The 15844-nt window shown below is 65.0% G+C and carries 9 protein-coding genes; 2 read left to right on the plus strand and 7 right to left on the minus strand.

The genetic code is table 11. From position 1 onward, the window contains the following. Positions 1-893 precede the first annotated feature (893 nt). The 5 genes from ACFY3I_RS09990 to ACFY3I_RS10010 form a co-directional block, all read right to left on the minus strand. Positions 894-6515: a DEAD/DEAH box helicase gene (locus ACFY3I_RS09990; RefSeq protein WP_390860183.1), complete on the minus strand. Its 5622-nt coding sequence runs from the start codon at positions 6513-6515 to the stop codon at positions 894-896. Then, complete coding sequence (locus tag ACFY3I_RS09995; RefSeq protein ID WP_390860184.1) at positions 6508-7464, minus strand: hypothetical protein; 957 nt, start codon at positions 7462-7464, stop codon at positions 6508-6510. Before ACFY3I_RS09995 ends, ACFY3I_RS09990 begins: the two co-directional genes overlap by 8 nt. Beyond that, the gene (locus ACFY3I_RS10000; protein WP_390860185.1) at positions 7461-9590 is read right to left on the minus strand and encodes a hypothetical protein; all 2130 of its coding nucleotides are present in this window, start codon (positions 9588-9590) and stop codon (positions 7461-7463) included. The genes ACFY3I_RS09995 and ACFY3I_RS10000 overlap by 4 nt, the downstream gene beginning before the upstream one ends. A 739-nt stretch (positions 9591-10329) precedes the next feature. Further along, positions 10330-10761, minus strand: a complete 432-nt coding sequence (locus ACFY3I_RS10005; protein WP_390860186.1) for a hypothetical protein — start codon at positions 10759-10761, stop codon at positions 10330-10332. 243 nt (positions 10762-11004) lie between these two features. Continuing rightward, entirely contained in the window at positions 11005-12126 is a 1122-nt protein-coding gene (locus ACFY3I_RS10010) for an endonuclease NucS domain-containing protein (RefSeq protein WP_390860187.1), read from the minus strand. Positions 12127-12450: 324 nt separating this feature from the next. On the opposite strand from ACFY3I_RS10010, the gene ACFY3I_RS10015 reads away from it, so the two are divergent. Further along, positions 12451-12801 (plus strand): hypothetical protein, encoded by a 351-nt coding sequence (locus ACFY3I_RS10015; protein ID WP_390860188.1) that lies wholly within the window; start codon positions 12451-12453, stop codon positions 12799-12801. 314 nt (positions 12802-13115) lie between these two features. Then, positions 13116-13601, plus strand: a complete 486-nt coding sequence (locus tag ACFY3I_RS10020) for a DUF4265 domain-containing protein (protein WP_390860499.1) — start codon at positions 13116-13118, stop codon at positions 13599-13601. A 208-nt stretch (positions 13602-13809) separates the two neighbouring features. Here the strand turns inward: ACFY3I_RS10020 and ACFY3I_RS10025 are convergent, their stop codons facing one another. Both ACFY3I_RS10025 and ACFY3I_RS10030 read right to left on the minus strand, forming a co-directional pair. Continuing rightward, on the minus strand, positions 13810-14379 hold the full coding sequence (locus ACFY3I_RS10025) for a hypothetical protein (RefSeq protein ID WP_390860189.1): 570 nt from the start codon (positions 14377-14379) through the stop codon (positions 13810-13812). Between the two features lie 709 nt (positions 14380-15088). Further along, positions 15089-15670, minus strand: a complete 582-nt coding sequence (locus ACFY3I_RS10030; protein WP_390860190.1) for a DUF4365 domain-containing protein — start codon at positions 15668-15670, stop codon at positions 15089-15091. Between the last annotated feature and the right edge of the window lie 174 nt (positions 15671-15844).

Below are 15844 nucleotides of genomic sequence, written 5' to 3' on the forward strand. Positions count from 1 at the left end.
CGTTCAGGCGAGCCCCGGAAACGTCTCGGCTTCGGCAGACGGTGACCTATGAACCCAGGTGAACGTCCTCGAACGACGTCCGCCACCCCACCACCACAGTTGGAAAGCGTGTTGGTCGTGCCGAGATTCAGCAGGCACTGAGCCGTGACGATGCCGCCCTCTGATGAGAGCGTGTCCTGCATGGAGACGCCCACGGCCCCAGGTGACGGGGATGCAGAGCAGCTGTCATCGCCCACTTCCGACTTGCCCACGGTGGCTTCTGTCGGCGAGGCCGACCAACGTTAGCTCGTCTGCGAAGCTCGGCAGGCAATGGCGACAGCGACCGAAGACGCTCGTGTCGGTGAGGTCGATGGCAACGAGTTCGGAGGGGGGCGAGGCCGTGGTGTATGCCCACGGACCGGACGCCAGTGCGCTCTTCAAGATCATGGAGCCCACTTTGCGCAGTCTGCCGTTCAGGCCGGCGCACGTCCTTCTCAGGCACGGCGACAGCGAAACACGGGTGGATTTGTAAGTCAGTCCAGGCGATCATCCGGGCCCGTTGCGCTACGCGCTAGGGGCGCACCAGAAGCGCACCAGATCGAGCGGGGAACAGCGGGGAATCACGGTGAAAGCAAGCGACGTCGACCAGGCCGCAGGTCGGCCATTAGAGCAGGTCAGCGCCCGAACCGACCCCAAATGATCGCAGCTTCCCAAGCTGAGAGCCCGAGTTCGATTCTCGTCACCCGCTCCACACGAAACCCCCAGGTCTGTGACCTGGGGGGTCTTTGTCGTCTTCTCCCACGCAAAATGGAAGTTCACCCCACCTGGCGATCACTCGGTTCAGCGTTGTGGATGGTTAGTGATCAAGATCTGAGGGAGGGATTGAAGACAGTCGTAATTCTGATCCTGTACCGCTATTCGTCGTTGCCCTCGAAGTCGGTCACCATGGAGACAATCCTCGCAGGCGCCTTATCGAGGAGGAAGTCGTCGGCGAAGACGACCTCGGGGACGCCTCGGCTGTCTGCGGCCGCGGCTCGCCTGACCGCAGAGATCCGGGGGGATTCAAGTTGGTCGTCAGCTGCCTCGAAGGGACTCTTGGCGGCTACCCACATGCGCTGCTCAAACAGGACGGCCGGGCCTGCCCCACCGAGGTCCGGTACGAACTCGGCATCGCCCTCCGGGAAGTCGGCCGCCCAGTTCTGCAGCAGCCGACTGGGTTGGCGCGGCTCGATGCGGGTACCTGTGGCCTCCCCGGAGAGGATGGCGAGGAGGTCGTCGGCGAGCCGCCAGTCCAGGAGCGAGTGGTAGGCCATGTTGGTGTAGTCGCGCAGGCACTCGTAGCAGGAGCCCCGGCAGTCGCGGCCGTGGCTGCCGTCACGGAACTTCTCGACCATGCGGTTGGCGGCCGCCACGAGGTCGTTGAAGACCTCAGGCTCGGCCAGGTGGGTGCAGTAGCCCGCGCCGTTATCGAGGGTGTCGGAAAGGAAGGCGAACGTCCGCGCCCGGGAGCCGGCGGATCCAGCACCGTGGATACCGGAGGCGATTTCGTTCGGCTGGACCTGGAGGATATCGCCGGCTGCTACACGGAGGAGTGCCGCCAGGGAGTACCAGCCGGCACGGCGTCCGGAGCGGTCATCCGGGAATCCGGTCGCCTGGGCGACCGAGGCGAGGTTGAGGCGGAGGCCGTGTTCCAGACTCTCGCCCGAGGCCGGGCCGAGGAGGAAGAGATCGGTGTGCTGGACCGCGCCGATCGCTGTGCCAGGGGTGCTGCTGGCGTCTTCAACGGTTCCGGCCAGCCAGGGCGCATAGACGGCAGCTTCTGCCTCTACCAAGGCACCGGACCAGTCGGAGGTCGCCTTGGCCGGGGAGAAGTGGAAGAGCCGACCGCCGTTGTCGTTGACCGCGTAGCGGCGGCCCTTTCCGGCATGCACCACCATCCCGGCTTGGGTAATCCGCCGGGGAGCACCGGACTCCAGGTCCGCTGCCGTACGCGGGGAGAGTGATCTGGCCCTCCAGGCGAAGTTGCCGTCGAAGTCGCGCGCCTTCCCTCCGGTCAAAAAGCCCGCCGGCTGATGGAGGCCGATCTCCCGGTACGAGCCGTCGGATGCTCCGCAGGCAGGACACTCCGCAGTCCGCTCTTCGTCTCCGCCCGGCTCGGAAACAGCCTTCGCGTCCTCGTCGAGGTGCCCGCACGCACGGCACATACCGATGTGCTGCGCTTCGCCGAGGGGATCACCCACAGCCTTCGGGGTCCTGCCTCCAGGCACGTATCCGACCACACCGACCGATGTATGGACCTTCCCGTCCTTCACGGTCTCCGCGCCGGGGGCGAACTGCGAAATCGCGATGTCGAGCGAGCGGTCGACGACACCTGGCGGGGGCCACGGGTAGGACTCCCGCGGCCGCCTCGTGTAGAGGTAGCGGACCGACGTCGGGAAGCCGAACATCGGAAGGAGGCCGGACTCAGCCAAGCGCTGGCTGAGATCGTGGTGCCCGCGGGATGATTCAGCGACAGCGGTGACTTCGGCAACAAGGCGCTCCGTCGCCCATCGAAGTGCCGCGTCAAGAGACCCGGTGCTTTTCGTGTGGCTCACGAGCGCCTCGGCCACCGCGCTGATCTGAGCGGCCTCGGATGCGATCCACGCTTCGACCGCGGGGCGGACAGCATGCCAGTCGCGGACGAGTCCGAACTGGCCGTGGACGTTGCGCGTCGGGTCGAGCTCAGCGTCGCCCGCGGAGTTCGTCTGTGCGGATTCGAACGCCCGGCGGAGCACCTCAGAGGCGAGGACCCGCTGGTAGATGTCCTTCATATCCGTAGAGAGGTACGGAGGCGGGGTCGGAGCGTCAACGATGCGCTTGGGGTCCTGGAAGTAGTGCTCGTCGTGACTGCGCCCGCGGCAGACCGTAAGCGCAAGGGCTACGGGCGCCCCGCGGCGGCCTGCCCGGCCGACCCGCTGCTGGTAGTTGAAGCGGGTCGGCGGCATGTTGGCCATCAGCACGACGGAGAGCGGTCCGATGTCCACGCCGGCTTCCATCGTCGTGGTCACCGAGAGCACGTCGAGGGTGTCGGGCCGCGGGTGTTCCGCATCGTTGAGGAACACGCTCTGGAAGCGGGCTTGGCGCCCTTGGGCCTCGATCCGGTCGGTCTGGCCGGTGAGCTCCGCAGTGTTCAGGCGGAACTTCCCGATTCCGTTCTTCGCCATCCACGCGTAGTAGTCGTCCTCCGGCGCGTCGAAGTCCTCCGCCTCGGGAGGCAGCGGTCCTCCGCACTTCGTACAGATGCCTGTCCCAGGGTGCAAGTGCCGGCGATGGCATACGCCGCACTCCCACGTGAGGCCTTCACCGTGGCGGAGGGACACTTCCTCCGGCTGGATCACGTACCCGATCACGGCCTTGCCCCATGCTCGCTCGGCTCGGTGCTGGACATCCTCCTCGTCCTGGCCTGTGACCGCTGCAATCCTCTGCCAGTAGTCGCGGAGGCGACGAGGCGGAGTGTCCGCGGCGGTACGGAGGCCTGCGAACCGGCGCAGGTGGCCGAGGACACGCAGGCTTCCCCGTACGAGTGCGATCTCTGAAGCCCGGTCGCTGGTGAGGACCGACCTGTCTGACGCCAGCGAGAGCCAGCCGAGACCGAGTGATTCGAAGTCCCTGCCCGCACTGCCGAACAGTCCCATGAGGAGCTCCCGGCTGAGGGACTCCCGTATCTCCTCGCGGAGATCACGCTGCCGCGCGCTGAGAACCGTGCCGGACTCGTCGCGGACCTTCCCTTCGGGATCGTCGGGCCATCGGTACAGCGACGACCACCGCCGTGTCTCAGTGCCCTTCTCATAGCGAGCCGTCTGCAGCGAGGCGTTCGGCCCTCCGGGGTTCACTCCGAGGTGGACCAGCCTCTCGGCAACGGTGGCGGCGTGGCTGTCCAGACTCGGAACCCTGCTCAGACGCGCGTAGAGCTCCTCCTCCGTGTCCGGCTCTGGATCATCGGCGAGGTCGTCGAGACTCCCGGCAGAGGGCGGCTTCTGGAGCTTCTCCCATTGGTCGTATGCGGCGGGGTCCCTGGGCCGGATCCGCTTACGGGCGGCCTGAGCTGCCGCTAGGTCCTCCTTGGTCCGCGAGGGACTCTGGTAGAAGCCCTGGATCGCTGCCAGGTCGGTTGCGGGATCTCCTTGGTCTGCGACTTCCTCCGCAAGAAGCAGACGCAGGAGGTCCTGGTAATGGCGCAAGCCGAGGCCGGCCGCGAGCTTCGCGGCGTCCTGGCGGCTGTCGGAGAAGACGACGGCCTGACGCGTGGGCAATTGGGCGAGGACGGCGGTGGTAAGTACCTGGTTGATCTTCTCGAAACCGGTGCGCATCGACCGGACGGGAGTCCGGAGGCGACGGGGGTCGCTCAAGCTGAGGTTGTCGTGCCCGATACGCCGGACCTCCCAGTTGTCGCCGCAGCCAGGGCACTGGGACGGAGCGGCCGGAAGGTCTTCGAGCCGGAGGCGGGGGCGTCCGCGTTTCGGCTCTGGAACGCTGGTGTGGAAGGACCAACCGGTGTGGTTCCTGTGGTTGCGCAGCATGCCGGTGCGGGGGTCGTACGCACTCCGCTTGAACTCGAATCCGGCGCTCATCGCCCCCTTGTCGGAACTCGTCTCCCAGTCCAGCTTGTCCGCGGCAGGGTGCTTCTTCCGCGGCCAGTAGACGACGTAGTTAGCCGCGCTGGGGCCGAGGGAGCCCCCGTCGGGTAGCGAGTCGAGGTCAGGCAGGTCGGCGAGGAGACCGGCTTCGAATCCCTTCCCCCTGCGCTGTTTGAAGGCAGATTCCGGGGCGTACCCGCCCAGCAGCACATCGCCGCAGTTCTGGCAGTAGAGCAGTTCGAGGACCCGCGCTCCGCAGTCGCATCGCGAGGTCGGCCGCGAGAACAGCTTTCCGACGGTCCGGGCGCTGTCCTCTCCGTGGGCGGGCTCTCCGTCAGCGGGTTCTCGTCCGGGGACCTGCGGGCACTCAGGATCTGAGCATGCCCAGACTCCGGGGATGTTTCTGAAAAAGAGGTGGCCCCGCAGAGTCGGCAGCTTGGGCAGCCCGCTTCGGCGGAGCGCGGCCAAAACGCCTGCCAGAGCGTCTGCTTGCTGCTCCTTCGCCACCGCCGGGAACATCCTGGCTGCCACTGCGTCGTCGAAGTCGGCGGTCAGCCGGTCGCCGTCCCGAAGTGCGTTGGTGAGGGCGTCGCCGGCACCGGTACGGGCCAGGAGGTCGTCAGCCTCGGCCGCTCCGGGCTCAGAGCCGAGACGCGCGAACTCGGCAGCATGATCCGACACGTCGGAGTCCGTGGTCGCAGGCAGGTCCAGACGGCCGCCGAGCACTTCGAACCGGTCGCGTTCGATCCCGAAGAACTCCTGGAGGAAGTCGAGGTCCCGGGGTGCTTCGAGGGAGGCAGATGCTGCGATGACCCGGAACTTGTCAGGACGGTCGGTGAGGCCCAAGCGGTGGCGGAGGTTTCTCAGCAGATACGCGATCTCCGTACCAGCTGTGCCGCGATACGTGTGGAGCTCGTCGACCACCAGTGTGAAACGGGCGTCGGGGACCTGGTGCAGCCACTGGCGCGTCTTCTCGAAGACGGACGCTTCCCGGGACCGCATCAGCATGACGTTCAGCATGCTGTAGTTGGTGATCATGATGTCCGGGGGGGCCTGGATCATGTCCCAGCGGGAGCGCATCTCCGCACCGTCGAGCCGGGGGATGAAGTACTTGCCGTCGCCGTCGCCGCTCTGGGCCTGGCGGGAGCGAGCCTCGGTGGCGGCAAATTCCTTGCGGAGGTTCCTGACGCCGGCAGCAGAACCGATGTCCCCCGGGACAGGTGTCGCGCCTGTGTAGCGGCCGAAGTAGAAGCGGTGTCCAGGGCGCTTGGCCTCAAACCACGCGCGCACGCCGTCGCTGTCCAGAGCCTTGCGCAGACGCATCATCTGGTCGTCGACGAGCGCGTTCATCGGGTACAGCACGAGTGCGCGAACGGCAGCGTGGCGGCCGCGCTCGCCAGCCCTCTGCGGCTGGAAAGCACCGTCGGGCGAGGTCCACCAGCGGTTGGCCGGGGCTGACGTCGCGCTCCACGACTCGGACTCCCGCACCAGGTCGGCAAGGATGGGGAGCAGGAACGCCTCCGTCTTACCTGATCCGGTACCGGCAGTGATGACAACGTCGCGCCGGTCCCTGACCGCGGCGGCGAGCGCCTGGTGCTGGTGCTCGTGGAGGGAGCGAACGCCCTTGAGGAGGCCCAGCTCGACGAGCTCGGCGAGTTGGGGGTGGGCGGCGGCCTCGCGGACCGACGCGGCGATACTCACTCCGGCAGAGACGTACTGCGGACGGACCTCGATCAGCGGGCGGCGCCAGGCGCCCCCATCACGGTCGAACAACCGGCGCCGTTCCTCCTCCAGTTCATCGTCTGCCAGCCCGAAAGGGGTGTCGTAGTAGCGGAAGAGCGCATTCTTAAGGTGATCAAAGGAGCCGACGATGTCCAGTCCGTGATCTGCCGCGGGTTCTGTCGTCGCGTTGTCAGGCATGAAGGTCTCCGAGCGTCTGCCCGAGCGATGCGGCGATCTTCAAGGCCACGTCCCCCGGGACGTTGTCGTACGCAAGATTCTGGGCTGACTCCTGAATGCGGGGTGCGAGGCCGGAGCACATGGCAGCAACCCTCCGCTGCAGGTCCGGCAGCGGATAGCCCCAGTCCACGAAGAGCGTCCCCATGCCGTCGCGACCGCAGTCGGCCTCGGGGCGCCACCGCAGTACGTCGGCGGCGCTGTTCTGCTCGGATAGCACCGTGTAGATGCCGTACTCGTGGGTGGTCTCGAACCAGGCCCCGTCGCGGAGAACCTGGCAGACCCGTTTGCTGTCCCTGCGCTTTAGCCGGTACAGGCCGTCACCCTGCGGACGGACGGTCGGCATGTACCGCCGCTGCTCCAAGTCGTAGCGCTCCAGCGGTGCTCCGTGCTCCGGCGCCGAGGTGCGGTCCGCCAGGCCCGAGCCCGGCAGCAGGGCCGCACCCCGGTAGGCAAAAGTGGGAGCGAAGACAGCTCCGAGGTCCTCCGCCAGATCGCGGAGTTCGCTCTCGTCCCCGAATCGGACGAAGTACGAAGAGGGAAGTTGGATGTCCCGAGGCGGCCGGTCCGACGAGGCCCGGTACAGCTGGACGAGCCCCTCGTCCTGCAGCTCGTCGAGTCGCCGGTCGAAGGAGGCCGTGCGGCTGCCCGTGATGGCGGCAAGACCCTGTGCCTTAGGCAGCGGGGTGAGCACCGGTGGCGCAGCGGACCAGCGGCGCCCGCTCCAGTCGACGTCGAGGTATGCCAGAGACACGGCATCGCGGAGCCAACGGCCTGGTGCGCCGGACTCGATCTCGTCGGACTCCTTGGCGCCGAGCCACCACAGACTCTGCTTTGCTTCGGTGAGACTCCCCGCCCCCTCTTCGCTGAACCAACGCAGCAACAGGTCTCCCGCGCCGATTTCCGTGCTCACTTCCCACCCCGATCGCGCGTGTTGCTGATTTCTGCGGCAGCAACCACGTACTCGGCCCAGCCTGCCGCCCGGCACGCATCGGCGGCGCTGAGTACGACGTATGCCCAGCGGTAGTCCTCCCAGGTCGGTACCGGGGCAGGAGCCGGAGCACCGGGATCAGCTGGCCGCACCCACCATCGCTGTGGAGTGCGGTAGACGAACCACACAGCGCCATTTGGGATCTCTGCTTCCATCGCGGGGGTTTCGGACGCCTGGGAGATGCGCTTGCTGACCCACGACGGTGCTTCCTGCCTTCGTACCGGCGTCACCGTTCCGTACTGGTCGAGGAAGTAGGACTCCACAACCTCGAGCTTGACGACGACTGTTCGGGCCGGGGCGGGAGCAGACGTGGCATCCGCGCCCCGGATGAAGGCTCCGCTGTCCTCGTCATCGCACTCGCTGACGCGGTGTGCGGAAGTGCCTGCGCACCGGTATCCGAGCGAACCGGTGCCCTCAGGAAGTGCTTCGTGGAACCCGTCGTAGACGGTGAAGATCTGGCGGCTCGAAGATGTGCCCACCTCGTGCTGACCTTCCTCGAAGGCGAGGCAGTTGAGGGGGAAGGGCACCCGGGGGTCAGCGCGCAGGTTCTCAGTCCGGCCGTCGAGGGATACCTCGACGGTACGGTCGGGAGTGTCGGAGGCCGGCAGGAAGAGGTCGGGTTCCCCGCCCCTGAGGTAATGGCCCGCGAGGCCGGATCCGGTGCGGTACTCGCGGGCGATGCGGAGTCCGCCGATCAGCTTCGTGTGCTGCCTGATCTGGGGGTGCAGGACGTGGCTGTGCTCAGCGCTGGAGTCCAGCGCCTGCTTGAACGCGGAGGTATCGACAGCTCGCACGCCCTTGAAAAGCCGCCACCCGGGGACAGGGGCGGCAACCTCCCGCACCGTCTTGGACCGGAGCCCGCTGAGCATGGCGCGCACCTGGGCCGCCGACGACGAGGACGCCAGTATCCAGTGCGGCTCACCGGGTTCGAAATACTCTGTGCTCACCCACTCGCCGAGATCCGCGTGCATGCGGAGCAGTACGACCTCCTGAGGCACCCATTCGATGACGAGGTCGTCGCCGTCGAGATGGACACCGAGGCGGAGCTGGGGCTCTGAAGGCACCAAGGTCTCAAGCCCTGAGTAGACCCCCCCGTAGTCGGTGCGGAGGGTGAAGGACCGGCCGTCGTGAATCCGGACAGTCGTCTCCTCTACACCTTCGGCAGCGTCCGCAAGCCACTCCAGACGGCGGCCCTTGTCCGTCACCGCGATGCGCAAGCCCAGCGCCCGGCGCCGCTGCTGACGCTCCGGCTCGTGGAGGGTTCCGTCCCAGGTGGCGGCCAGCCGCTCCAGAAGGGCGACGATGAGTGGATCGCCGCCCTCGCCGCTACTGGGCGCAGATGCGAACTTCAGCTCCTCCATAAGCCGGGGAGACAGGCCCCGGCCACGCCCCGCACTCCACGCGTTGAGCCGCCGCAGGAGCTCTCGGCCTGGCACCTCGGTCGAGTTGTGGGGCCGCAGCCGGGTCGTGGCGAAGAAGCGTGTGAGTGCTTGGCGGTCCGACCTGCGGACGAGCGCCTGTGAGACCGGGTATCCCACGCGCCAGTAAAACTCGTCCGTGCTCACTGTGCTCGTCCCGTACAGGCCGCCGGTATCTTCGAGCCAGGAGTCCAGTTCCTCCCACATGGCCGCTACGTCGTCCAGGGCCTTGTCAAGGCGGTTCGCTTCAGGTCCCTCCTGCGGGACGCCGAACATCTGGTACCAACGTCCGCGGAAATTCGTTCGGCGCATACCGTCCGAGGTCGCCATCCGGGTGGCCGCGAGGACCGACGCCGCCAGGACCGGAAGGCTCGGCGGCGCGCCGGTGCTTCCTTTCGCCGCCCATACCCGGCACTGGCTCATCACGCGCCAGAGCAGGGCCTTGTCCGACCCCGACCAGTAGAGCTCGTCCGCGACGGCGCTGCTGAGCGACTCCTCGATGCCGAACCGCTGAGCGAGTTCCCGTTCAACCTCGTCGTCGACATACAGCACAGTGCTCTGCAGGGCATGGTCAGCACCGAAGAACTCGTCAGAGAGGACTTCGTGCCACCGGTCGTACGCTCGCTTCATCTGCCTGCCTCTGCCCACAGCGCTGTCCGCATCTAGATATTGCGTGGCGTGGGGGGGACGTGCCCTCGCCGCGGCCTGTTCCCGGCCCGACTGTCGCGCCGCGCGGTGGCGGCGGGTTGGCCAGGTGGCTGCAGCGTGGGGCGCGCAGAGAGGGATGCCCGTGGTGAGCGCACTGATGTCGGCAACGATACGACAGCACGCGTTCCTTGTCAGCAGCCTCCGCAAGCCGGTGACCTGCGCTTGCGTGGCCGGCACGGGTGTCGCTACAGGTCTCCGAGCCAGCTTTCCATCTGGCGAAGGCTCCGGCGTACATCGGCACGGAGCGCTTCCGACCTTTGAACCGAGTTCTGGGCCAGGTTCGCCAAATGAGCGTCGGACATGGCCAAACGCGCACATGCGAGCTCAAACTCTTCCAAGAGTTCGCGGGCGACCTAGTCCGCGCCACCGCCCCGGAGGAGCGCATCCCCGCCGACTGAGAAGGCACCCGGGGACCCGGCCACCCCGAAACCGAGGCCGTACGCGCGGACCTTAGCAGCGGACAACAGCAGTCGCGAGCGAATCATGGTGCACATACGCGCCAGGTTGAGACGGCTCTGCCCAGCATTGCCCAAGCCGGGATCGAAAGGGGTGCGCAGCCAGCCATGGACTATCCGTGGACTGACCCCGCCTAATCTACCGCGTGCAGGGCCGTGACCTGCAGCGTTACCCACTTTCCAAGGGCCCTCCGGAGTCGTGCCCACTATTCGAGGATCCGTGTTGGGAACGAGCGGCGAGAAATCAACGGAAGCTGCCCGCTGGGCCCCGAGATCCTGAGTTGCCTGCCCTGCTGAGCCGAGACCTTGACGGTAGAAGCGGCGCTAATGGTCAGAGTGATGAGTTGCGACAGTTCCTCACGAGTGATGCCCGTGACCACCTCGTTGCCGCACACAAGAACAGCGAAAACGAGGGATGCCGCTTCGGAGGTAATTCTCTCCTTGTCTTCCCCAGAGAACGTAAAGAAGTAGTCTCCCGGCCCTTTTCCGTCGTTGTACTTTATGAACAAGTGGCGGTCATGGTTCACCACATAGTGGCCGTATTTTACACTCGCTCGATTCAGTGCTGTGAACATCTCCGAGTCGGCGATCGCGACCAATGCCGCACCATGCATAAAGTCTTTGTGATCAATCACCATTTCCCCCTTCGGACAGTCAAGGACGATGACCTAAAGCCTGGCGCCCGAGATCGCCATAGCGTATCGATCAGCTGGTCGCTGAACTTGAGGTTTGGAGGAGCTTTTGCGTGCGTTGCTTCCAGCCGGAGATGCCCGTGCCAGATCGCGCGGGGCAGAACAGGGAATGGCGGACACCAGGGGGTGGGAGTGAGCCGAGACCTCGGACACGCTTCGCAGGCCCTGACACGCCGCTACCAACCCTTCTCAGGCATCGGTGGAGCCGTCAATGATGCCGAAGTGACGGGAGACCTCATCGATCGTGAAGCGGGCGCGGAGCTTGCAGGCAGAGTTCTGGTTGGCGAAGAAGCCCGGGCGCCACAACGCTTCCTCGCGGGGCACGGCATGTTCCCAAGTGACCGGGACGATCCACTCACGACGATCCTCCCCATCCCCCTCTGCGCTCTCCTCAGCCCGTCGGTAGGTGCCCCCCAGGGACAGATCAGCCATCCGTCGGCTCTCACCGTCAATGGTGAGGGCGGCATCCTCAAACGGCTGCGGCTCGCCGGCCACGGTGCCGACGCCTACGTATCCCACCTTGGGGATGTGGGTGAACACGCGCGCTCCGAGCGGCAGGGATCGGATCGTCCGGGAGAACCACTCCCCGCCGCCGGCCGACACGAATCCGTAGCCAAGTGCGTCGTCCCAACTCCGGCTGCCTGACTCATCACCGAACGACACATACCAGTCCGTCCCGTTCCACGGCTCCTGTTTCGCGCGTCCTTTCGCTCCCGCCGACGGCACCACTGCCTCGGCCTCATCGATCAGCCAGGTGCGTGCCAGGTACGAGCGTCCCTCGTCCTCGAAGTAACGGAAGAAGAGCACGTTCACCGGCACCTGGAACCCGGATGCCAGGTAGGTGACGATCCGCTCGGTCGCCGCATCGATCTCGCTCGCGACGATGGTCAGGGAGTGAGTGGAGTTGAGAGCCTCCGGCGGACTGCCGCCGAACCGCAGCGCGAACGCCTCGTCCAGCTCCTCTGCCAGGCCTCTGCCGCGAGCGTACGAGGCATAGATGTCGCGTATCTGCTCGTTGGTGAGCTCCAGGACCCAGGAGCCGTAGTCCAGAACCTGTGCCACGACCTCACGGGGGGTACGGTCGCGCTTGAGCTCAAGAACATGCAGGCCCCCTTCGGCATCCATGGCAAGCAGGTCGACGACCTTGCCGTACTGCGTGGACACCTGCCGACCGATCAGCAGCAACGGCTGCCCCACGATTCCCGGATCGGCCTCGATGAGCTCCTCCAACCGCGACTCCAGCGGCATCGGCCGCGTAGTGACCCGCACTGGCTTGTCGTCCACCCGCCACAGCCCGAATTCCAGCGGCATGCCCGCTCCCCCTCCGCCCAGATCTGAAGTCAAGCAGACCCTGAGGAAGCGGGGAACCATGGGGCAGGACCGGGCAGCGAGTCGACAGCCCACGCTGAGACGGACTACCCGCGGCCCGTAGCACTTTCCGTCTCATTCAGCCCCGTTCATGGGCGTTCAGGCGAGACCAGCAACCCTTCCAGCATCGGCGACCATCCGCCCGTGAACGCAGGTGAACGCCCCCGAACCTTGGCCAAGACCCCACCAACGCAGTTGGAAATCGTGTTGATCAGCGCGGAAGCTCGGGTCCAGGCCACCGCCAGCCGGGGAAGCTAAGTTGAGGGTGTGGACGAGGAAGCGATCACCATCAAGCTCTCGCGCGATCAAGCGTTCGTGCTGTCGGACTGGCTCTATCAAGTCATGTTCCGGTCCGACGACCTTGAAGGGATCGTGCACGACCTAGCCGTGTGGTCGCCGATCTACGCGATTTCCGGAACGCTGGACAAGACGCTGAGCGAGATCTTCATGCCCGACTACGGCCCACGCCTTGAAGCGGCCAAGGAGCGTCTCCGCGCCGATCTGCACGGTGGAGCAGACGAGCCAACGACACCAGGCCAGGACACGGCCGACGCACCACAAGCGCACCAGATCGAGCGGGGAACACCGGGGAACCACGGTGAAAGCGACCGAGGGTGACGAGGCCCGGTGCCAGGTGAACGCCCTGCTCAGCAGCGCTACCCGCCGCATATGCCCGCAGCTTCCCAAGCTGGGAGCTCCAGAATCGTCGTCGCGGGCCGGTCGTAGTGGCTTGCTGGTCGACGCCATAGGCAACGTGGCTGAGGCTGGTGGGGGCTACAGCAGGGCACACGTGCGCCTGGTCAGTCGGCGCACCCGCCATCGTGGCTGACTGTCGTCGGCTGGGGCACAGACGAACCAGTGTCCGACTCCAAGTGGACGTAACCGTGCACCCACCTGCGGCGTGCGCGGAAGGACTGTGCATCCTGAACACCATGACGAACCCCGAAGGCCCGTACGTGAAGGTGCACTTCCGGATGGAGGTCGAGAACGACTGGCCGCCGGCGTCGGTGGAGAGCCTGTGGGCGGTCGATCAGGGTGACGGCACCGTGCGGCTCGACAACATCCCCTGGTTCGTCCGGGGTATCGCCTGTGGGGACATCGTGGCCACCGAACCGGACGAGGAGGGCGTGCGGTGGGCCGGCGAGGTGGTCCGGCGTTCGGAGAACTGCACCATCCGCCTCATCGTGTTCCGTGACGGCGGTTCAGGAGCTGCACGGCAGAGCGTGATCAACGCATTTCACGCTCTCGGGGTCTGCGGCGAAGGCATAGAGAGGTTCGGCATGGTTGCCCTGGACGTCCCGCCCACCGCCGATCTCACCAAGGTACAAGGGCTCCTCAACCACGGTGTGGCCAAAGAGCGGTGGGACATGGAAGAGGGATGCATCACTGCACAATGGCGGGCCGCGTCCGTCGGCTGACGCCGTTCATGTGATCCATGGCTGGGCCGTAGCTGGGCCGTGCGAGATCGCTCGACAGCGGCCAATGACGACCAACGACGACCACCAGGTGCACGAGCCCACCGCCCCTGAGTAGCGAGAACGCAGGTCACCAAGATCTCAGGCAACACCCAGGGCAAGAGAACGGCTCCTTACTCGCTCATTAAGATTCCGTCGGCCTCAGTTGCAGCTACCCGTCTACCACATTGCCTTGCGGAGGACCGGAAGATTGGCGAGTTATTTGAGGTGCTTGGCTCGCTTCATCATCGAACAGGTTTATCTGACCAGCTGAAACATTCCTCACAGATTGGGGGCGCCGATATTCGTCCACATGCCCCATTGTTCGAATAACCGTCGCATTGTAGAGCCAGCTCAGATTCCCCTCTTTCTCTAGCTTTCCGGAAACCTGCAATGCCAAGTCTTCTTCATGTGCCCTGATGGCCTCGTGATAGTCTTCCTCGTCAGCCAATCGAACACGTACTTTCCTTACCGGTCCTGAAGTGAGTGCTTCAACCCCGAAGACACCCGGACTCCCCACGTCCTTTTTGGCGAGTAGATGCACTCGGCCAATAATAGTCACCATGCGAGATGACTTATCCTCTGCCAGCCGCACCGCCGCTTTACCTAGAGGTTCCGCGTCTGAGCCTTTGAACTCAAAGCGCACTGATTCGGGAGCCGACCCAGGGTTACTTGAATCCCATTCGACGGCGATATCGGCGCCATCTGAATTAGCGGCGATACCCAGGAGAGCCTGGGTCATCTCATAAGAGATGCCCCGTGGCACTCCAGCTTCGAAGCCAGACAGTGATCCGCTCGTGCGGTAGTGCTCAACTGCCTCCGCAGTCGCCTCCACAGCTCGGACGACTGCTTGTGATACCTCCCGAGCATGTGCGACACCGACATCAGGGAGAGACGATGCCTCTCCGCCGGAGGCTGACAGCGAGATCCCAGCATGCGGCGGAGCGTAAGCGGTGACGATGTAGCTACCCGGAGCTGTCTGCCCCATCAGGACTTCATCCAGATAGCGACCTGCGAAGCGACCGTGCCGATTGACGAAGTGCCGGCCAGGCCCCAGGAAAAACTTTGCCCCAGCTAGCAGTGTGCGACGGGCGGACTCGATCAACCGTTCTCCGCTTCGCCAGTCAATGAATCCACTGGGCGCCGCAGATTCCCTCCTGAACCTAAATTCATCAGACGCGTCAACAGCGAGGCGCGGATAGATAATCCTGGTCCACGACTCGCGATCTTCTGCAATCTGCATGAGTGCAGACTTCATAACATCGCTGAATTCAGGCGCATGAACGTCGAGGGGGATCAGAAGGCTGGAGAACCGAGCCTCTTCGGATCCCGGCGGAAGGTATCGCATATAGATGCCACGCCTACCGCCTGCGGGTCGCCACCCAGCTTCCTCTAGTAGGACCGTCAGCTTCCCCGGATCGACTTTCGAAGGGATCGTCACAGTGGACCTTTTAGCCATTTAGCGACTCCCCCCTATCGATCTTATCCAGGATCATCGCCAATGCACTGGCGTCCATAATATTCTTAGTCGGAATTCTGACGGTCGGCTTTTTTACCTTGGAGTCCGCCTCTGCGCCTTCTAAGTATGCCCAGTAACAGCAACGCCTAGTCCACAGGCCTTCATGCGTGACCTGTGTCCATTCGGCCTGTCTCGGAGGCGTCGTCATAACGATCAGGATGGCTTTCGGGTAACTTCTGACCTTCGCCATGTGATCGAAGTACTGACGCTTGCTGAACTGATAGCTAAAGAAGTCTTTGGTGAGGTCTGGCACGGTCTGCGTAGTGCACTTGAGCTGCGCGAAGACCATCGTCTCTTGCTCAAGGGCCGTCTGTGGCGGACGGATCAGCTGAGCGTCAACACCCCACTTGTCCTTGCTGATCAGCTCCATCGTGCAACCTGCCGTCGCAGCGACGCTCGCCATGTATCCCTGCTGAAGCTGCTCCATCATGTCCGTCACCGTGAACGGATCAACAGCTTCGATGTGGCTTGTGCGCGGTTTCCCAATACCGCCCGCGCCAACCAGCTCCACCACTGGCAGCCCCCCGCCTGAGTACAGAGGCTGGCAGGATAGGTCACCGGTGGTTGATCTGAGTAGATCCCCGGTCCACCGCATGGTCACACGGTAAGGCGGAGCACTGACACCGCCCTTGCTCCAGAGGTAGCGACCATCCATCCCGAGCAGCGGGGAATCACGGGGAATGGGGCA

The organism is Streptomyces sp. NPDC001068, from assembly GCF_042897315.1.
Classification (GTDB): Bacteria; Actinomycetota; Actinomycetes; order Streptomycetales; family Streptomycetaceae; genus Streptomyces.